Source organism: Cytophaga aurantiaca DSM 3654, from assembly GCF_000379725.1.
In the GTDB taxonomy this organism is placed as follows: Bacteria; Bacteroidota; Bacteroidia; order Cytophagales; family Cytophagaceae; genus Cytophaga; species Cytophaga aurantiaca.
The window spans coordinates 33,233-52,635 of the sequence record NZ_KB903639.1 but is presented as its reverse complement, the minus strand read 5'-3'; the positions used below and the strand labels follow the sequence as shown (position 1 = coordinate 52,635).

General features: G+C 37.5%; 16 protein-coding genes. 4 read left to right on the top strand and 12 right to left on the bottom strand.

Features of this window, described 5'->3' with window-relative positions; translation table 11 throughout:
- From A3EE_RS21950 to lpdA, 10 genes are all read right to left on the bottom strand, one after another.
- On the bottom strand, window positions 1-2,576 hold a 2,576-nt coding region (locus tag A3EE_RS21950; protein ID WP_211208929.1), incomplete at its 3' end, for a glycoside hydrolase family 11 protein.
- Between the two features lie 877 nt (window positions 2,577-3,453).
- Window positions 3,454-3,840, bottom strand: a complete 387-nt coding sequence (locus A3EE_RS0110770) for a hypothetical protein (protein WP_018343456.1) — start codon at window positions 3,838-3,840, stop codon at window positions 3,454-3,456.
- Between the two features lie 111 nt (window positions 3,841-3,951).
- Window positions 3,952-4,686 carry a hypothetical protein gene (locus tag A3EE_RS20370; RefSeq protein ID WP_018343455.1) on the bottom strand — a complete coding sequence of 245 codons (735 nt, stop codon included), beginning with the start codon at window positions 4,684-4,686 and terminating at the stop codon, window positions 3,952-3,954.
- 125 nt (window positions 4,687-4,811) lie between these two features.
- Window positions 4,812-5,582: a hypothetical protein gene (locus A3EE_RS0110760; protein WP_157446977.1), complete on the bottom strand. Its 771-nt coding sequence runs from the start codon at window positions 5,580-5,582 to the stop codon at window positions 4,812-4,814.
- A 13-nt stretch (window positions 5,583-5,595) separates the two neighbouring features.
- On the bottom strand, window positions 5,596-6,396 hold the full coding sequence (locus A3EE_RS0110755; protein ID WP_018343453.1) for a hypothetical protein: 801 nt from the start codon (window positions 6,394-6,396) through the stop codon (window positions 5,596-5,598).
- A gap of 162 nt (window positions 6,397-6,558) precedes the next feature.
- Window positions 6,559-6,876, bottom strand: a complete 318-nt coding sequence (locus A3EE_RS0110745) for a hypothetical protein (protein ID WP_018343451.1) — start codon at window positions 6,874-6,876, stop codon at window positions 6,559-6,561.
- A 153-nt stretch (window positions 6,877-7,029) separates the two neighbouring features.
- A complete protein-coding gene (locus tag A3EE_RS0110740; protein ID WP_018343450.1) occupies window positions 7,030-7,758 on the bottom strand; it encodes a hypothetical protein in 729 nt (242 codons plus the stop codon).
- A 266-nt stretch (window positions 7,759-8,024) separates the two neighbouring features.
- Window positions 8,025-8,264, bottom strand: a complete 240-nt coding sequence (locus A3EE_RS0110735) for a hypothetical protein (RefSeq protein ID WP_018343449.1) — start codon at window positions 8,262-8,264, stop codon at window positions 8,025-8,027.
- Between the two features lie 239 nt (window positions 8,265-8,503).
- On the bottom strand, window positions 8,504-9,934 hold the full coding sequence (locus A3EE_RS0110730; RefSeq protein WP_018343448.1) for an SDR family oxidoreductase: 1,431 nt from the start codon (window positions 9,932-9,934) through the stop codon (window positions 8,504-8,506).
- A 244-nt stretch (window positions 9,935-10,178) separates the two neighbouring features.
- Window positions 10,179-11,573: a dihydrolipoyl dehydrogenase gene (lpdA, locus tag A3EE_RS0110725; protein ID WP_026209729.1), complete on the bottom strand. Its 1,395-nt coding sequence runs from the start codon at window positions 11,571-11,573 to the stop codon at window positions 10,179-10,181.
- 279 nt (window positions 11,574-11,852) lie between these two features.
- Here lpdA and fabG point away from each other — a divergent pair, with 279 nt between their 5' ends.
- The 4 genes from fabG to A3EE_RS0110705 all read left to right on the top strand — a co-directional run bounded on the left by fabG (window position 11,853) and on the right by A3EE_RS0110705 (window position 17,036).
- Window positions 11,853-12,599 (top strand): 3-oxoacyl-[acyl-carrier-protein] reductase, encoded by a 747-nt coding sequence (fabG, locus tag A3EE_RS0110720; RefSeq protein ID WP_018343446.1) that lies wholly within the window; start codon window positions 11,853-11,855, stop codon window positions 12,597-12,599.
- A gap of 176 nt (window positions 12,600-12,775) precedes the next feature.
- Window positions 12,776-14,848, top strand: coding sequence for a hypothetical protein (locus A3EE_RS0110715; protein ID WP_018343445.1), 2,073 nt, complete (start codon window positions 12,776-12,778; stop codon window positions 14,846-14,848).
- A 148-nt stretch (window positions 14,849-14,996) separates the two neighbouring features.
- A complete protein-coding gene (locus A3EE_RS0110710) occupies window positions 14,997-16,040 on the top strand; it encodes a hypothetical protein (RefSeq protein WP_051081610.1) in 1,044 nt (347 codons plus the stop codon).
- A 108-nt stretch (window positions 16,041-16,148) separates the two neighbouring features.
- Window positions 16,149-17,036, top strand: coding sequence for a hypothetical protein (locus A3EE_RS0110705; protein ID WP_018343443.1), 888 nt, complete (start codon window positions 16,149-16,151; stop codon window positions 17,034-17,036).
- Between the two features lie 125 nt (window positions 17,037-17,161).
- Here A3EE_RS0110705 and A3EE_RS0110700 read toward each other — a convergent pair whose 3' ends face one another.
- Window positions 17,162-18,091: a hypothetical protein gene (locus A3EE_RS0110700; protein ID WP_157446976.1), complete on the bottom strand. Its 930-nt coding sequence runs from the start codon at window positions 18,089-18,091 to the stop codon at window positions 17,162-17,164.
- Between the two features lie 96 nt (window positions 18,092-18,187).
- A complete protein-coding gene (locus A3EE_RS0110695) occupies window positions 18,188-19,192 on the bottom strand; it encodes a DHH family phosphoesterase (protein WP_018343441.1) in 1,005 nt (334 codons plus the stop codon).
- Window positions 19,193-19,403 lie beyond the last annotated feature (211 nt).

Genomic DNA, 19,403 nt, shown 5'->3' with positions numbered 1-19,403 from the left:
GCGTACCATTTCAATGCTGTACCCGTTGCAGTCAATTGGGTTGCTGCAGCATTCTGACAATAAGCAACTGTTGCGGTTACTGCCGGAGCAGTTGGTGCAGCATTTACTGTTACGGTTGTTGCAGTTGAAGTAGCTTTACATGTATTGGCATTGGTTACTTCTACGGTGTAAGAACCGGCTGCTGTTGCAGAGTACGTTGCTGCCGTTCCAACTTGTGTGGAACCGTTTTTCCAGATATAAGAAGAGCCCGTGCTTGCAGTTAATGTTACTGAACCACCTGCGCAGAATGTTGTTGAACCACCTGCTGTAATTGCTGCAGTTGGTAACGTATTAACCGTTACTGCAATTTGTGCTCTTGCACTTTCACAACCGTTTGTAGTTTGGGATACAAAATAGTTTGTTGTACCTGTTGCTGAAGTTGAAGGAGTTGGTGCAGATGCTAATGCTGTAGTTGTTGTATTATCTGCGTACCATTTTAATGCAGTTCCTGTTGCAGTCAATTGTGTTGCTGCTGCATTCTGACAATAAGCAACTGTTGCCGTTACTGTTGGTGCGTTTGGAGCAGCATTTACCGTTACTACTGTTGCAGCTGACGTTGCTTTACAATTATTTGCATTGGTTACTTCTACTGTATAAGAACCGGCTGTTGTTGCAGCGTATGTTGCTGCTGTTCCAACCTGTGTTGTTCCGTTTTTCCAAATATAAGAAGAACCTGTGCTTGATGTTAATGTTACACTTCCACCTGCACAGAAGGATGTTGAACCACTTGTTGTGATTGCTGCAGTTGTTGCCGCACTTACGGTTACCGCGATCTGTGCTTTTGAACTTTCACAACCGCCTACATTTTGAGTTACATAATAATTAATTGTTCCTACTGCAGACGTAGATGGAGTTATTGCCGTAGCTGATCCTGTACCTGTCGTAGATGTATACCACAATAAACTTGTACCGGTTGCTGTTAAAGCTGTTGCTGTTGAATTCTGACAATACGTTGCTGTTGATGTAACAGTTGGTGCCGCAGGAGTAGTACAAGGAAGCAAGCCCTGTAAAATTGCAGTACCAAATAAAGACGGATCTTCCCAGGCATCATCTGCTGTTGCGTTCCAGGCAAGTTTACCATCGCGGGTTCCACCATCATCATCGTCGTTGATCATGAAATCCATCCCAACCAACTGACCGATTACAGGTGATCCCTGTAAGGTTGACCATGGGATACGTGCTTCCACGATATATCCTCCTGTTTTAGCTACCGCAGAATACGTAATATTTGTTGTAGATCTTCCTGAAGGCAATGAACCAACGGTTGTACCATCGTTCCAGCCAAATGAATACTGTACATCGTTTGTACCGTAAGTAGTTGCTTTATCATTATTAATATCGACATATACTTCTACTGCATCATCGTCGTATACATTCGTGCTTTCATTTATCAGATTCGCATCTGTAACGTCAGCCAATACATATAGATATGTATCATCCCATAAGGCTTTAAAATTACCTGACAAATCCGCGGCGTTTGTTACTGTACCCGACAATAATTTTGCAGCAGCTGCAGGTAATACACTTGCATTGTTCCATGTGGCTTCTATTGTACCATCAATGGCTATAGGTGTTGAGACTTTAAAAATCTTATATTTATTTACTACATTAATTGTAACGGAAGTTCTTGGACCTTCACAACCATTCAATGTTTGTCCAACATAATATACCGTTGTTCCGGCAGTACTTGTACTCGGTGTTGGAGCTGCAGATAAAGCAGTACCTCCACTAGATACTGTATACCATTTTAAAGCAGTACCGGTTGCAGTTAATTGAGTTGCTGAGGCATTCAGATCGTAGTTAACAACTGCTGCAGGAACTGTTGGTGCAGCTGTTGCACAGCTAGGGCATTCACTTACTGTAATGTTTGAACTTCCTGAACTGTGGTATCCTTCTGATTCCATGATCTGGTAATCCCAGGTTGTACCCATAGGCATGCCCGCTGCCTGCCATGCGGCAACGTGATTGGCAAAGGTTATGGTTCCGCTTGAACGTGTCTGTGTACGCACACTCCAATATTGTTTGAATGTTGCTGTACCTATAATCGATGGCTGGTTTGTACGTGTAGCTGTATAGATCGTGTATGTACCGCCGTCACTTGTATATGTTCCTTTTTGCTGAATATCACTTGTATTGCCCGGTGGTGTCCATGATCCGTGATTCTCACACACATAATATTCGATCAGGTTATTTTTTGTCCAACCATATAAGGCTAAGAAACCATTGCTTCCACCATTAAAACTACCGGAAAAACATACCACGCGGTCTGCTTTCCCAACAGCCCAGCCCTTACCTGCCGTGAAGTTCCCGACATTGTTCCAGGTTGTACTGTAGTTACCTGCAGCACCTAAGGTCATGGATGCAGACCCCTGGGAATTATCATTCCAGAAGGAATAAAAGAAACCATTGTTGGTGCTTTGCGTATTAGTGGTTACTGTCTGTGCGTATGTTTGCATAGTTACAAACAATAATGCGAATGAGAATACTATTGGTGAGAGTTTCTCAAATACGATTTTTAAAAGTATTGATCTTTTCATGCCTTATATAATTAAAATTACGGGTCTAAACGGACGTGATTTTTTATACTACTGATGAAGGGTTAAAAAAGTAAACAGTATTTTAAAGATTTAATGATAAAACAGGATTTTGGCACGATTGAAAAAATAAACAGCCTCCGGACACGTTTATAGGGTTGTAGGACAAAACAGGATTTTGAGCGGATGAGGAGGGTTTCTTTGGCACTTATCTTTATTTTTCAAAACTTTGTATTGGATTAGGGACGGATTTTTTGATGTATTCTTATTTTTTTGATTTACTATTTTTGCAGACCAACGGAATCAATTCAATCATTTTATTTATTATGAGGCGGATCATAGGCGGAATGTAGGCGGATTATACACGGAATATATATAAAATAGCCATGGTTAAAACCGTGGGCTATGCAATCCATTTAATAGTTTACACACTAATTAAACAAAAAGAGTCCCGTCCCGATAGTTATCGGGACGGGACTCTTTTTGTTTAATTATAATGGATGTCGTTTACAGTATGCTACACATATTTAAGCAGCATATAAATAATAATGAACACGATGATGGTACCCAGGCATCCGCCTCCTAATTTTTTTGCGCCGTAGCCTGCAATGATTGTTCTGAAAAAGCCATTCATAATGTTCGTGTTTATAGGTTGAGTTTATTTAGTTTATAGTACAAATAAACCTGTTTCAAGAAACACTCTTTTTACATTTGTTTTGGATTTCGTTGTATAATTATGGGGTGTTAGTAAACAGTAGTCAGTAAACAGTGGTCAGTGGCTCTCTACTGTTGAGATTTATTCAACATAAAGAGGATTACAAATCCTTTTATCTGGCTTCCGGATTACAAATCCGGAAGAGGTTTGTTGTTGAAAAATATTTTATTCTTCAATCACTGAGATCTTCAAATCCGAAAAATGTTCTGCGATTGTTCTTTCTTCTCCTTCTAACCATAAGAGAATAGCCGGATCCGTAGCTTCTTCATTCGATACATCAAATAACAGTAAGCCACCATTACTCATTTCTCCGTAGTTTTCCGGATGGTGGTTCAAGCCCAACAATCCAAAGGGTTTCCAATCGCCGGTTGCTATTTTATCTTCGCATGCTTCGTCGTTTACAAAATAGTCCAGGATATCAGTATACTCCTCGCCCATAGTTCCGGATAATACATCCCAATCAATAAAAGTGATATTGTCTTTTTCACCGTTAATAACAACTTCCGTTTTTTTAGAGAGGTAAGGTTCGATGAATGTTTTGGTTGTGCTCATAATTGGTTGATGCGTTTTATTTTTATAATGTATCTAAAATCCAGCACATATCTGCACATCTTTTAATAATAAGAATAAGTTTCGATCTATGTACCACAAACCAATGTGATTTTACATTTCAATTTCCTGATACGTTTTATTCAAATCCAGTCGCATAGTATATAATTCCATTTCCTTCTCTTCTTTAATAGAATTGATATACTTTTCATTGTTGCAGTTCATTTTCTTTGCTAAGTCAAGCGCTTCAGTAACTGACAGATTTGATTTATTGAGTTTTGTAATAATCAATGCATGCGGTTCTGCATTGGCTTTTCGATACGCTAAGAATTTATGATGCCCGTCCAGGATGAAGTTAAGACAAGATTCTTCATTCTGTAAAATAATTATAGCTGGCTTCGTTCCTTCTTTTATTTGTTCGATATAAAACTCAACCCAGGACTCTTTTATATTATTCTGGGTAGGAATGAGATCCGGACAACCTCCATAATAATCAAAATGTTTAAATTCATCATTCTTCGGAATATTTATCCAGTCGTGATGTTTATGTAATTTATAATATCCGAATTCGTATTCTCCTCTTGCTAAAAACTGTTTATAATAATCCACTATCGCATAAAAATCTTCCTCTGTTAAAATTCCTTTTTTAACACGTTCCTGATTTTCCAGATTCTCTTTAATCGTTCCCGGAGGCAAGCCCTTTGCAATGTGAAACCTCCACGTTGAGCCAATTTCTGCGAACCATGTGTATTGTATCGGTTCTTTATTCAAATACAAAGCCGCATCCTGAAAGCTTCCGCGAAGCTCAATTACCCCATCATCGTTTTGTATGTTGATTTTCTTTTTCATAGGAATAGGTTAGCAGTTTGTATGGGCAACGTGTCGGTGACGCTCGGGTTACAGTAAATTTAACATCATCTATCGATCTCGCTAAACACCGACAAGGGCGGAGATATCAGTGAACAGCATGCGTTTCATTTTGCATCAATTACAATCTTCCCATTTTTAGTGAATTGTATTATTGCATTGTATTCAGAATACTTCATCGCAGAATTACCATCATCACCATCAGTAAATCCTTCTTCCTTAATCAATATTTTATAATCTGAATCTATTAGAAAATCCATCTCGATTGCTGAGTCGATGTAATAACTATTTTGCACATTCACTATGAGCGCTTTTTTATTTTGGGGATCATAAAATATAAGAAAGCCGCAGGTTAGTTCTACAAAATTTTTACAAATGTTCAACTGTTCATATTCCTGGCTTGACCGACAATAGAACTGTGTATAATAAACCTGATACTTATAAATATCGGGCAACCGGTTATTGTATTTATTAAATGCGAAAAGTTCTTCTCTATCATTAAAATTAAAATTAAAACCCGTTTCCCATGAATAATAAATAATCGTATCTATTACCGGCAATATAAAAGATGGATCCTTCCCGGCCTTTTGGGATTCAAACGGCAGTTTTGTTATTGAAGACTGCTTTGCCGAAGCCGTTGAATCTAAACGAATGTATTTAGTTGCATTGCGTTTAAGTAATGTATCTATTTGAGGAAATGTATCGGATACGATTGCTATTACATCATTTGAAATACTATCGGCATTTAGCTGTTTAAGAGAATCCTGTTGAATCACGGCTTGCAATGTATCTTCTTTCAGAACCTCTTTCTGTTGTTTTCTTTCACATGAGAGTAAAAAAATCACGGTTAAAAAAATGTAGCCATATAGTAGTTTCATATTCAAATCAATTTTATTGTTTTTCAATATATTCAACCTTTATAATATCCTTATAGTTTTGAATCTGTTCCCATTTTTCCGTAGCACGAAATTCTTTTTTTGTTTCAATAACAATGGTGTTATTGTCTTTCCAATATGTTTTTATACCTAAATTTATTCCGTTCGGAGCATACACTCCTGAGCATGAACTTTCAAATTGAATAAATACTTGCGTATGTTCTCCAATCCCCTCTGTGCCGCTTTCTGTAAGTATCAACGTACGTTTGTTGTCAGGCGAAGGACTTTCTAACAATACATTAAAAAAGTGTTTTTCTTTTGAAGAAGATTGACGCTTACTCTTCGGGGTTTTGGTTCCGCTTATTTTATCTTCAAAATCTATTATTAAATCATTCAACAGATCCAGCTTCTGCTGATCAACTGGTGTTTGCTGACACAGATTATCAATCATCGACATTACATCACGGTATTGGTTTTCTGTTTTGATCTGTTTGGGCTCTATGATCTTGTCGATGCGTTTGTGAAAGCTGGAAAAAACATCCAGGTCATAACCTGTCTTTTCCTTTATATATTTACCATAACCAAAGTCATCTGTTTCTCTTGTCGCTTCATTCATATCCCGAAGACACTGCCTCATCCATGTCAAACTTCCTTTTTGATATTTTTCTTCGGTCTTTTCTTTCAATTGCTGGTAGTGTGCTACTATATCAAACTCTCCATATGCCTCAACATTTGAGCGCTCAATAAAGTAGTCAAATGTCGCGAGTAAGATATCGCGGTGTCGTTTTAATTCGGATTGTTTCTCTTCAGGTGTCATGATTTTGCACAAGATTTAATCACTCCTATTATTTTCCAATACGTTTTAATATATCCTGAGCCTCTTGATAATCTTCATCAAAAATATGCATGGAAATCATTTTACGTTTTTCATCCATTATTACATAATAAATAATAATATAGAAATTCTTATTTGTACATTTCAGTCTCCAAAAGAAAACGGCAAACTAAAATCTTTAAATTCTTCATATGTGTGTTCGTAGCTTTCAACCGGATTTTGTTTTCCAAACTCATCCAATCGTTTTTTCAATTCTTCCCGGGTTACATCTTTACCTTCTGACACCCGATCTGCACCCATAAATTCCATTGTTCCATATTCAAGCTGTGGTGCATAGGTAATGATCCTGTTTACATCCCATGTATTCATGGCTGCGGAAATATTTTTGGTTATTTCTTCCTTCGGAACAGGAACACTTTGACAACCTAACAAAACAAGTGTAATTAAAAGTATTTTCTTCATGGGACGGAGATTAAACTATGTGTTAATATACGAGTTAATGTGAGCTAAGATATAATCAACTTATTTTCAAATTGAGTCAAAGACTGCGGAATGAGAGGCACCAGTCAACGCTTCGCTAAGACTGGTGCCAGAGAAGGTAATTGAAAACTAGTTTTATACGATCCAGGTTTGCAACGTTTTTTCTGGCAAACATGACAAACACACTAGAGCAATAATTATTGTTCCAATACATACTGCAATTAAAGCATTAATTGTTTTCGAAGGAGTATAACCTTTATTTAAAACAATTGCATCCGGACTTACATTTATACCTGCTTCTGTAAGTAAGTTTAATACCTCAGTACTTACTTTTTCATCGCTGTACTGTCCTTCGATCGTAAAATTGGGATTGTTAAAATATTTCCCACCCGTACTGTCCAGTTCTGATTCTTTCACATAAGGATCATGAATGATTACTTTCGAAACAATAGCATCTGTATTTTTCAATACAGAAATTTTGCCTGTCGAATCCGCTACAACTTGTACGTTGCCGGAATGCATTGCGTCCTTAAGTTCTTTGATATCAAGTTTAACATCTTTACTTGAATATACGGGATAATAAATACTGCTTAAAGAATTGCTTTTACTGTTTCTAAATTCTGCATACGATGCAGAAGGAACCACAGCGTCTGTAATTTTCACATAACGAGGTATCTGATCAACAGGCGCATTCATTAATTCTTCAAACGTCATTTCAACTGCTTTCCCGCCTGTCAGGTTAAACTTAATATCAGGAATTGCTATTCCGTATATAAAATAGAAAACGGCTACAACAGGAATCAAACGAAAGAGAAAATTAAATCTCTTAAAAAACAATGCGATGCGACCTAACGTTTTTTTCATAAATTATCAAAGTTGTGTTTTTATAAATAGTAAATTTGTAGTTGATATATTTTAGTTATATAATGCCACTTAATATGTCCTGAGCTTCTTTCGAATCTTCATTAAACATATTAAAGCAATACATTTTGTATGTATCATTTATGATTGCATAGGTAATAAATATATAGAAATTTATATTTGTGCATTTCAATTTACCAAATCAGAAAAATATTCCCGGAGTTTTATGGAATCTTCATGCATATGTTCGTATGCTTTAACCGGTTTTTTTAAAAAAAATCACTCAATCGTTGTTTCAATTCTTCCCGGGTTACATCCTTCTCTTCCAATAAACCATCTAAACCGATGAACTCCATTGTTCCATATCCAGCTTCCGGCGCATAAGTAATAATCCTGTTCACATCCCAGGTTTTCATCGCTTCAGAAAGATTCTTTGTTATTTCTTCCTTCGGAATAGGAACACTTTGACAACCTAAAAAAATAAGTGTGATTAAAAGTATTTTCTTCATGAGATGGATAATAAACTATGTGTTAATATACGAATTAATGGGAGTAAAAATATTCAACAAACAAAAACAACAATGAGGATTACAAATCCTGTTTATCTGGCTTCCCAATTACAAATCCGGAAGAACGATGGAGTTAAGATCACATCAACCTTTTCCTATATGCAGTCAAAGACTGCAAAATAATAAACACCAGTCCTCGCCAGGCCAAGACTGGCGAAAGATACAGATATACCGAATGATTATGAGCCGTTATTTTGTTTTATAATCTTCCGGATCATACCATTAAAAATGAATCCATGAAATGGTAGTATCGCATACCAATACATTCTTCCCAACAGTCCCAAGGGTCGGAAGGTTGCTGTTTGTATCAAGGTATTATCTACAATCTTAAACTCAAGCCAGGCATCACCGGGTAATTTCATTTCAGCAAACAGCAACAAGCGCCCTTCTCCTTTATCTGCATACAGTACTCGCCAAAAATCCAGTGCATCTCCAACATATAACTGCTTCTCCGAAGTACGTCCTCTTCTCAACCCAACTCCACCTGCCATCTTATCCAGAAAACCTCTGATGCGCCACAGCCAGTTTGCATAATACCATCCGTTTGTACCACCAATGCTCCAGATGTTATTGATACAATGCTCCCGATCGATGAAAGTCTTCATCCGTACATCAGTAAAACAACCAAAGGTCGGCACCTGAATAAACTCGGATACATTCAGATTGAAGCTGCTGCTGATGAACGAATCTTTCCAGCTCGAAACAACTTCATTGCTTTCAATTTTACGGAATGCTCTTTCCAATGCTGCCTCATAACGCATAGGCTCAATTTCAAGAATGGCACTGATATCATTGTTGCGGCAGACCACTTCTATTTTCATGCTATTCACCAGCGCAATGGCAAGCTTGTAAGATGTTGACGTTACAAAATACAGCCAGTACGAAGAAAGTTTTGGCGTCATCACCGGAACAATAAAAATACGCCGTTTTAGTTTCCGTATTTCAGCAAACTTCAGCAGCATGTCTTTATAAGACAAAATATCCGGACCACCGATATCAAAATTTTTATTAAATGTGTTTGGATTGAAGATCGTTTTTGACAACATGTTGATCACATCTGAAATACCAATCGGCTGACATTTTGTATTGAGCCATTTAGGAGTAATCATCACAGGAAGCTTTTCAACCAGATCGCGCATGATTTCAAAAGAGGCACTGCCAGACCCGATGATAATGCCTGCACGTAAGGTTGTGAAATTGTAGCTGCCTTTGCTTAGTTCTGATTCTACATTCTTTCTGGATGTCAAATGCTTCGATAAGGTAGATTCATTCACGATGCCGCTTAAATACACAACATGGCGTACCTTGGTTTTAGAAAGTGCAGATCTGAAATTTTCTGCCGACTCCTGTTCCTGTTGAAGATAGTCTGAAGAAGACGACATGGAATGCACCAGATAAAAAGCGCCGTCTATATCGGTTGGAATATTCTCAAGAGAATTTTTATCAAGCAAATCAATTTGTATAATCTCAATTTTTGATTTTAGTGAGGCCGGAGGAGAAAACCGTTTGATATCCCTAACACAACAAACGACCTCATGACCATTTTCTATCAAGACAGGAAGAAGTCTTTTTCCAATATAACCGGAAGATCCGGTGAGTAGTATTTTCATTTTCGAGGTAGCTGATTATTCTGATACAGTAATATACGGCTAGCAAGACGAAATGGTGAGAATTGGGTAAAATGTTTTTATTTGCACTGCTGCAATGCCTGTATACCGCATTCGGAAGGGAATAGATCATCACATGCAGAGGATAAAAAATAAAAAAAGGCTCCACATTTCTGCAGAGCCTTTCATTATCATTCAAGCGGTCGGACCACAAAAAAGTGGTCTGACCGCAGTTCTTATTTTCGTATTACAAGTGAATCACTTCACCGTACGCAGCAGCTGTAGCTTCCATGATCGCTTCAGACATTGTAGGGTGCGGGTGAACCGCGTTGATGATCTCATGACCTGTAGCTTCCAATTTACGTGCAACAACTGCTTCAGCAATCATCTCTGTAACGTTCGCACCAATCATGTGAACACCTAGTAACTCGCCGTATTTCGCATCGTAGATAACTTTAACGAAACCTTCTTTTGCACCGGCAGCACTTGCCTTACCTGATGCAGAGAATGGAAACTTACCTACTTTCAATTCGTATCCTTTTTCTTTTGCAGCTTTTTCAGTCAAACCAACAGAAGCAATTTCAGGCGTACAGTATGTACAACCCGGAATGTTGCCGTAATCCATTGGCTCCGGATTTAACCCTGCAATTTTTTCAACGCAGATAATACCTTCGTGTGAAGCAACGTGTGCAAGCGCAGGACCTTTAACAATATCACCGATTGCATATACACCCGGGATATTTGTTTTGTAGAAATCATCAACCAATACACGTCCTTTGTCAGTAGCAACACCTACATCTTCAAGACCGATGCCTTCAAGGTTTGTCGTAACACCTACTGCAGAAAGAACTATATCGCATTCGATCGTTTCAACTGCATCGCCTTTTTTAACTTTCACTTTACAACCTTTACCTGCTGTATCTACTGATTCAACAGCTGCATTGGTCATAATGGTAATGCCCATTTTCTTATATTCTTTTTCTAATTGCTTAGAAATTTCTTCGTCTTCAACCGGAACAATGTTCGGCAAGTATTCAACGATTGTTACTTTCGTACCCATCGTTGCATAGAAGTATGCAAACTCAACACCAATTGCACCTGACCCCATGATTACCATGCTCTCCGGCTTAGACTCCAACACCATCGCCTTGCGGTAACCGATGATCTTGTTGTTGTCGATCTTCACATTTGGTAATTCACGTGCACGCCCGCCTGTTGCTAAGATGATATGGTCTGCAGCGTAAAGGCTTTTATTTCCTTTATCGTCCGTAACTTCAACCTGCTTGCCTTTAGCTAACTTACCGAAGCCTGTAATGATTTCGATCTTGTTCTTTTTCATTAAGAACTGAACACCTTTGCTCATACCAGCTGCTACATCACGACTGCGTTTTACAACGGCAGAGAAGTCTGCTTCTGCTGAACCCACATTGATACCGTAATCTTTTGCGTGTTTGATGTATTCATATACTTGAGCACTTTTCAAAAGTGCTTTCGTAGGGATACATCCCCAGTTCAAACAAATACCGCCTAATTCCGCTTTCTCCACTACCGCTACTTTCTTTCCCAATTGAGAAGCTCTGATTGCAGCTACATATCCACCAGGACCGCTACCGATCACTATAACATCGAACTTTGTTGACATATCTTTATACGTGTAAATTAACGGTGCAAATTTAAGGGATTTAGACTCATAATAAAGGATTCGGGGATAAAATGCAGGTTTCAAAGATACAACATACCACAACCTTCTGTTTAATAGAATATTAAATATCCTCTACGAGTTAAACTATTGAGAAAATGTATCGATTTACGTCTTTGAAATTTGTGTTTTGTTATTTGGGATTTCTAATAGGCAGTCTTTTGGAATTTGGCATTTCTAGGGTATATTTGACCCCTAATACAAATTTTAAAACATCGTAAAATGGGCTTACTTAGTGGAAAAACTGCTCTTATCACCGGAGCATCAAAAGGTATAGGTAAATCAATTGCAATCCGTTATGCACAAGAAGGTGCAAATGTTGCATTTACATATTTATCCAGTGTTGAAAAAGGTCTGGCGGTAGAAAAAGAATTGCAGGCATTGGGCATTAAAGCAAAAGGATATCGTTCGGATGCCTCTAAATATACAGAAGCAGAAGAACTTGTAAACTCCGTATTAGCAGATTTCGGTCAGTTGGATATTGTTGTAAACAACGCTGGTATCACCAAAGACGGTTTATTGATGCGTATGTCCGAAGAACAGTGGGATACGGTTATCGAAGTAAACTTAAAATCGGTATTCAACCTTACCAAAGCTTCTTTAAAACCAATGATGAAAGCGAAGGCAGGTTCAATCATAAACATGACTTCTGTAGTTGGTATCAGCGGTAACGCCGGACAAACAAACTACGCTGCATCGAAAGCAGGAATCATTGGTTTCACAAAATCGGTAGCGCAGGAATTGGGTTCACGTAACATCCGTTCTAACGCAATCGCTCCGGGTTTCATTGAAACTGAAATGACAGAAGTGTTAGATCCGAAAGTGAAAGCGGAGTGGGAAAATGGTATTCCATTAAAACGTGCTGGGAAAAGCGAAGACGTGGCAAATGCGTGCGTATTCCTTGGTTCTGAACTTTCTACCTATATAACTGGACAAGTATTGCAGGTTGATGGCGGTATGTTAACCTAGTCAGGTTGGTTATCCCAAACCTATGAGGTTTTCTATCCATTACCTCATATAACCCAAAATCTCAGTACTCTTTATTTAGAAAAACCTCATAGGTTTAATTATAAACCTCATAGGTTTTGAAAATTTCTTTTTATCTTCAATCCTGCATCTAAACCGGTGCAGGATTTCTTTTATCTATGAACGGCATTTCACTTTACGCATCGAGTTCGCCTTGGTTTATTCTTCTTTGTATTGCAATCGGTGCAACGTACGGATACACTCTCTATTCTAAAAAACAAACACTCTGGAGCAAACGCACCAATTATATACTGGCAGCATTGCGCGTGGTATTGGTAAGTATTATTGTATACTTATTATTCGGTCCGGTGATCCGTTATTTTGAAAACAGCAAAGAGAAACCTACAATCCTCGTTCACATCGACAATTCTTCTTCCCTAAAATTGATCAGTGATTCTACACAACGTGTACAATGGATCAGCACCATCGAAAAAATTACTTCTGCATTGGAAAGCGAAGGCATTGAAACACGTGTACATTCATTTGACGGCAAAGCAGAGTTGAACGCCATTTCATTCAATCACGCAAGTTCAAATTTAAATCTACTGATTCAGGAGCCGAAGCAGGAAGAAAGCGGAAAAAACATCGCCGCTAGTATTTTATTGTCGGATGGCATTTACAATGTAGGTATGAACCCAAGCATCACGCCATCGGCTGCACCTATTTATACCATTGGTATCGGCGACACCACCGATAAAAAAGATGTGCGTCTGGTTTCTGCTATTCACAACAAACTTGCCTTTAAAGGAAATACATTCCCAATCCTTGCCGAGCTTGCACAGAAAGGCTACAACGGTATTGCGGCAACTGTTCAACTCAAGCAAAAGGGGAAAGTTCTTGCTTCTCAAAAAATCACTTTCAGCCGATCTGAAACACAGGCTCCCATCGAATTCAGAACATCGTCTGACGTGGTCGGTATACAGCATTATGTAGTAGAAGTTGTTCCGTTGAACGAAGAGTTTACTACAGAAAACAATACGCAGCATGTGTACATTGATATTGTAGACAACAAACAGAAAGTATTGATCGTTGCTCCTTCTCCACACCCCGACATTAAAGCCATACAGGCTGCATTATCTGCAAAGGAAAATATTGAAACTACTATATTCATCCCGGGTATTCATGAATACAAAGTGGATAATTACAGCTTGATCATCTTTCATCATTTCCCGGATGGAACTGCAACAGGTAAAAAAGAATTTGATGCATTGGTTGCTTCCAAAGCGCCGAAGTGGTTTATCGTTAGCAATCAAACAAGCATTCCGCATTTTAATCAGACAAATTCATTGATGCAGATCGCTGTGCGCAGCTCTCAAAAAGATCTGATCTATGGCGATGTAAACAGTTCGTTCGATCGTTTTGTGATGCCTGCCGGAATACAGGAACTGTTGGGTAGCGCGCCGCCACTACAATGTTTCTTCGGCGATTATAAATTAAAACAAGACGGACTTACTATTTTATTTCAACGTGTTGGCAGAGTGGTTACGACCAAACCTTTGTTGAGTATTTCTTCAAACAGAGAAACAATGGTGTTAGCCGGAGAAGGTATCTGGCAATGGCGCCTGCACAATCAATTGCTTCAGCAAAACACAAATACATTCGATGAGTTTATTCAGAAATGCGTGCAGTATATGTCGAACCAAAACGATAAGCGCAAGTTCCGCGTGTACCCTACTGTGAATGATCTGCAAAGCGGTGAACATTTATACTTCGAAGCGGAGCTGTACAACGATATCATGGAACGCATTTACGGAACAGATATTTCTCTGCAGATCAAAAACGAAGCAGGCAAAGTATTCAACTATTCTTTTTCTACCAGTCCGGGCAATAACCGCTTTGAAATAAAAGGATTGACAGAAGGCGTATATCATTATACTGCATCTACTACATTGAACGGCAAAGCAGAAAAAAGCGTAGGCGAATTTATTATCCGTAAAACAAGTCTGGAAGCCCAATCGATCAAAGCCGATTTTAATTTACTGAAAACAATTTCGAATAAGAGCAACGGCAAATTTTACACCATCAATCAAGCCGATGCGTTGATAGAAGAATTAAAAAATAAAAACTTTAAAACCATCATCCGTTCCAAAGAAAGCTTAAACGAGATCATCAATCTCCCATGGATTCTATTGCTGTTGATCGCATTAGTGAGTGGTGAATGGGTGATACGGAAGCTGAATGGAGGATACTAATCTAAGTTATAAGTAATAGGTTTTAAGTTTTAAGAATGCTCTAACAAAACCATTACCTATAATTGAGACTGTTTACCTGTTATCTATTGAAGTCTATATAATGCATTCTTAGAACATATTACTTAAAACTTATTACTTCGTTTCATAATTGAAAACTCAGTTCCTTCTTCCCTTCCTCTTCAGCCTTGCAGTCATACTCGGACCTGCATACAACATGTATGTGCATTATGATTTTTCGCATTCATCGGATACGGAAAGTTATCTCGCTATGTCGAATGGAGATTACAATGTAAATCCGGTTCACCGTTATCGTTTTATTCTTCCTTTAGTCGCTAAGGTTGTTGCAATGCCTTTGCAAGCAGTGTATACAAAACTATGGCCGCACCGTGCTGAAAGCTTCTGGCCGTTGCAGCTTGCCTACTTTATCATCAACTCTTTCCTGGTAGCATTTTATGGCTGGATCGTTTACCGATTATTGCGGTTGTATTCGCATGAGCTTGTCGCAATACTTATTGGTTTAATTGTAGTATTAACGAGCCGCTGGGTGGCTTACATTGCAGGATTACCATTAACAGATAGTCTTTACCTCATTGCCATTGCAGCATTGTTGTACAGTATTAAAACAGAGAATAAAATCCTCTTTGTAATCACAGTTGTTCTTGGAGGTTTGATGAAAGAATCGTTCCCGTTGTTTGCTCCGCTTATTTTATTAGCAGGACCTTTTACCTGGTATGTGCGTGCGGGATTGATTGCGGCAAGTTTAGTTGTTGTTTTCGGAGAGCACAGCATCATTGACTCCTTATTGCCGCTACAGGAAACTACTGCGGGCTTTAAGAGCGAAAGTTTGGTTGATATTTTTATGCGTACGTTTGCAAAGACATTTGAAACTGCATTGGATCTGCTAACGGTACGTGGTATTGGAGAAGTATTTACGGTATTAGGAATCTTTACATTTATTCTGATCTATGGCGCATTCAATAAAACATGCCGCAGTATATGGAAAACATATGTAGAAAAATATTACTGGATCTTCTTTGGGTGCATACTCATACATGTATTGATATCAGGTGACGCAGCACGTATGTTTTATTTTGGCGCTCCGCTATATGGCATACTGATAGTTAAAGTAATGGAGGTATTGCTGAGTAAAAATAGTTTTATTGAATCTATTGCTTCAATAAGAAAGCAATAGATTATTTCATAAATTTATTTCAATAAACAGAAAACTAATTCTTTTTTTTCAGAAGAACAGATTCTCTACTAATTCACCTCGTAGATTGGCTTCATAATCTCTATGTTTATGAAACTACTCCTTAAACATCTTTTTCTTATAGCATGCCTGCTTGCTTCGGTACTGTCGCATGCACAGATCGATTACTTTAAAAAATATACAGTAAATGGTCTAAGCTTAAACGCCGGGTATACATTTGGCGATTTTACCAAGGGTTATAAATTTTCCAGCCATGGAAATGTATTAGAAAGAAAATTTATTAGCTATGGTGATTATTATACCGGAAACTGGGACTGGCATGTAAAAATGCAATACCGTTTTAAAAAGAAATATGCGATCGAAGCCGGTGTCGTCAGATCGCAAGTAGATTTTTCTTTTGCCGATAAAGCTTTTTCAGCAACACTTTCTGATGCAAATTATATCGGGGGATTTGACTTTGTACAAAATTATATCGCACCTTCACTCTCTGCCACTTATTTTTTGTCGTACCCAGGAGGTGAGCATTTACTCGGGCTGTATTTTACAGGCGGAGTGAATTTCAATATCAACATGAATAAACCGTGGACTGCTCCGGCTCCTTTCTACACCAACACGGCACAACAGCATGTTAGCGCAACCAATGAAGAACTTAATTTTAACATTCAAACCAAGTCTTTTTTTATGCAGTATTATCTGGAATCAGGAATTAATTTCTGCCTTTACAGATGCAACTTATATTTAGGTGCCAAATATAGTTTCTCTCAAAACATGATGACCGGAAGTTATCAGCATTTAGAAAATGGAAACATCACCTATTCCGATCAGGTACACTCGCCATGTAATTATTTTTGTGCAACAGTTCGTATAGGCTATATTCTTTTCCAGGATTGGGACAAGGAAAAGACTCCGCGTCATAAAAAGGAACATTATAAAAAGGGTCCGAAGTTAAAAACTATATACATCGAGCCTAAGTACTGATTTATTATTACTTAAATCTTTAACAAATTGTATCAACATGCGTTATAGCTATTTAATCTTTCAAGGAATAAAATAACAAATTGAATATAAAAAGAGTATGTAAAAAAAATTAAACTGCGCAGCAATCATTTAAAATACTCAATTTCTCTCGTCGTTTTAAAAACGACACGCGAATCTTTTATCGTCATCATTTCAATCCAATTTCCGCAATCATCATAGGTATATTGAAAACGAGCATTCTCCCAATCTCCACTTTTATAAATGAGATTTTTCTGCGAATCGTATTCGTATTTATTAGCTGTCTCGAGTCCATATTCCGAAGAGCCAAATTGTTTTTCAATCAATAAATTATTTACATCATAAACATATACTTCATGTATGGGGAATTTATATTCCTTTTTATTCGTAATTGTTTCTATTAATTTATTGTCAACATCATACTTGAGTATTTCATTTCCGATATTAACTCCTTTTTCATCATAAAACATTTGTTTAATTAAAAAATCAAACTCATTAAATGTATATGAAGATTGAATAACCCCTCGAATATATCTCTTTTCTGTATGAGAAGAGCCAACGTATTCGTATTTGATTCTCATGATATTATCATGATTCCTTCTTTCAACAAGTTTATCATTTACATATAAATCATCATAATATTCATAATGGTGCATAAATGTATTTTCATTTATTTTCTCAATCATTGGCTGAATACGTTTCTCGGAACCATCACTTCTTTTTATATAGTAATTTATTGCAAATCCTGAGATGTTATCGTATTCATATGTTTCATATTGAATTAAATTATTACCTTCATCATACCACTCCCACCTTAGTATCTTCCCTTCTGAAAAATTATAATATGTTATTACAGATGTACGTCCAGCCTCTTTAATGATTTCACATTCCTCATTGAAAAAAAAGGTATACGTCCCGCTATCGTCCATATATACAAGAGCTGATTCATCTTCATTCAAACAATAGTCTTTATGACTCATTTGCTTAATAGCACCTTTCAAATTATTCAATTTTATAAGGCCTGAATTATTTGACATATTTGAATCTTTATGATTTCTCTGAGTATATTTATTTCGTATTATATTCATATATAGATGTTATTATATATTATTAATGTATAGTAAAACGCCATTCTACTGAACAGAAAAATACTGAGGTACCAAGCTTTTAATTTTATCCAACGTTTCTGCTACAGACAATTCACTCATGCCTCCTGCAGCATTCGCATGTCCACCACCATTGAAATGATCTGCAGCTAACACGTTTACCGAATTTTCTTTTCCTTTAGAACGGAATGATATTTTCATCATGCCATCACGTTCTGAAAATACAATTGCTGCTTTCATTCCTTTGATCGATAAGGCAAGATTGGCCAAACTATCTGTATCCCCTTTTTTATAGTGATATTTTTCAAGCTCTTCTTTTGTCAAAGAAATAATAGCTACATGGTATGCCTCCATGATTTCCATCTTCTCACTCATAGCATATCCTTGCAAACGCAAACGACTCGCCGTATTGGTATCATTCAGTGCTTCGTGAATGAGGTGATGCTGTACACCAGCACCTAATAGCTTGCCCAATATTTCATGTGTACGAGGCTGTACAGAAGAAAAACGAAAGCTTCCTGTATCTGTTAATATACCCACATACAAAGGTGTTCCGATTTTCTCATCCAGTAAATTACCATGCCCGGACTGTTCTATCAATTCAACAATTAATTGTGCTGTTGAAGAAGCTGCGATCTCTGAAACAACAATCGTTGGAAAATCTTGTGGATTTAAATGATGATCGATCATTATTTTTTTACACGATGCAGACTCGAGCAAAGCCTGCATATCCGAACCTACCCGATCCGTTGCATTATAATCCAAACAGAAAATCAGATCTGCCTTTTGAAAAGCATCTGTTACTTTATCCGGCTCATCTGTCATCAGTGTTATCACAGACAGATCCAGTATATCCAAAAAATCAGGTGCTTTATCCGGATGGCATACAATAGCTTTCTTGCCAAGTTTTTCAATAAAGTATAATAATCCCAATGAGCTCCCAACCGAATCTCCATCGGCAGATTTGTGAGCAGTGATGACAATATTAGAAGCATGCATTATTTCAGCTTCAATTTCTTTATAAATATTCATTAAGTTTCTGTAGTGAGGTGTTAAATTGAAAGAACCGTAACATTCGACCACTATAAAGATCCGCCCTTTCATGCACAAAACAAGACAGCCGAAATAAAACTTATAAACACTTCACGAATAAAGAAGGAAGATTCAAGTCTGAAACATTCCTATTAATTTAATAATTCAATTCTAAAAAAGTCTCCTTATATTGTTATTCAATCATTCTTAA

Excerpts from the sequence above, each read along its gene's own strand:
- A3EE_RS0110770 (WP_018343456.1), bottom strand. The coding sequence starts at position 3,840 with ATGAGCACAACCAAAACATTCATCGAACCTTACCTCTCTAAAAAAACG.
- A3EE_RS20370 (WP_018343455.1), bottom strand. The coding sequence starts at position 4,686 with ATGAAAAAGAAAATCAACATACAAAACGATGATGGGGTAATTGAGCTT.
- A3EE_RS0110760 (WP_157446977.1), bottom strand. The coding sequence starts at position 5,582 with ATGAAACTACTATATGGCTACATTTTTTTAACCGTGATTTTTTTACTC.
- A3EE_RS0110755 (WP_018343453.1), bottom strand. The coding sequence starts at position 6,396 with ATGACACCTGAAGAGAAACAATCCGAATTAAAACGACACCGCGATATC.
- A3EE_RS0110745 (WP_018343451.1), bottom strand. The coding sequence starts at position 6,876 with ATGAAGAAAATACTTTTAATTACACTTGTTTTGTTAGGTTGTCAAAGT.
- A3EE_RS0110740 (WP_018343450.1), bottom strand. The coding sequence starts at position 7,758 with ATGAAAAAAACGTTAGGTCGCATCGCATTGTTTTTTAAGAGATTTAAT.
- A3EE_RS0110735 (WP_018343449.1), bottom strand. The coding sequence starts at position 8,264 with ATGAAGAAAATACTTTTAATCACACTTATTTTTTTAGGTTGTCAAAGT.
- A3EE_RS0110730 (WP_018343448.1), bottom strand. The coding sequence starts at position 9,934 with ATGAAAATACTACTCACCGGATCTTCCGGTTATATTGGAAAAAGACTT.
- lpdA (WP_026209729.1), bottom strand. The coding sequence starts at position 11,573 with ATGTCAACAAAGTTCGATGTTATAGTGATCGGTAGCGGTCCTGGTGGA.
- fabG (WP_018343446.1), top strand. The coding sequence starts at position 11,853 with ATGGGCTTACTTAGTGGAAAAACTGCTCTTATCACCGGAGCATCAAAA.
- A3EE_RS0110715 (WP_018343445.1), top strand. The coding sequence starts at position 12,776 with ATGAACGGCATTTCACTTTACGCATCGAGTTCGCCTTGGTTTATTCTT.
- A3EE_RS0110705 (WP_018343443.1), top strand. The coding sequence starts at position 16,149 with ATGAAACTACTCCTTAAACATCTTTTTCTTATAGCATGCCTGCTTGCT.
- A3EE_RS0110700 (WP_157446976.1), bottom strand. The coding sequence starts at position 18,091 with ATGTCAAATAATTCAGGCCTTATAAAATTGAATAATTTGAAAGGTGCT.
- A3EE_RS0110695 (WP_018343441.1), bottom strand. The coding sequence starts at position 19,192 with ATGAATATTTATAAAGAAATTGAAGCTGAAATAATGCATGCTTCTAAT.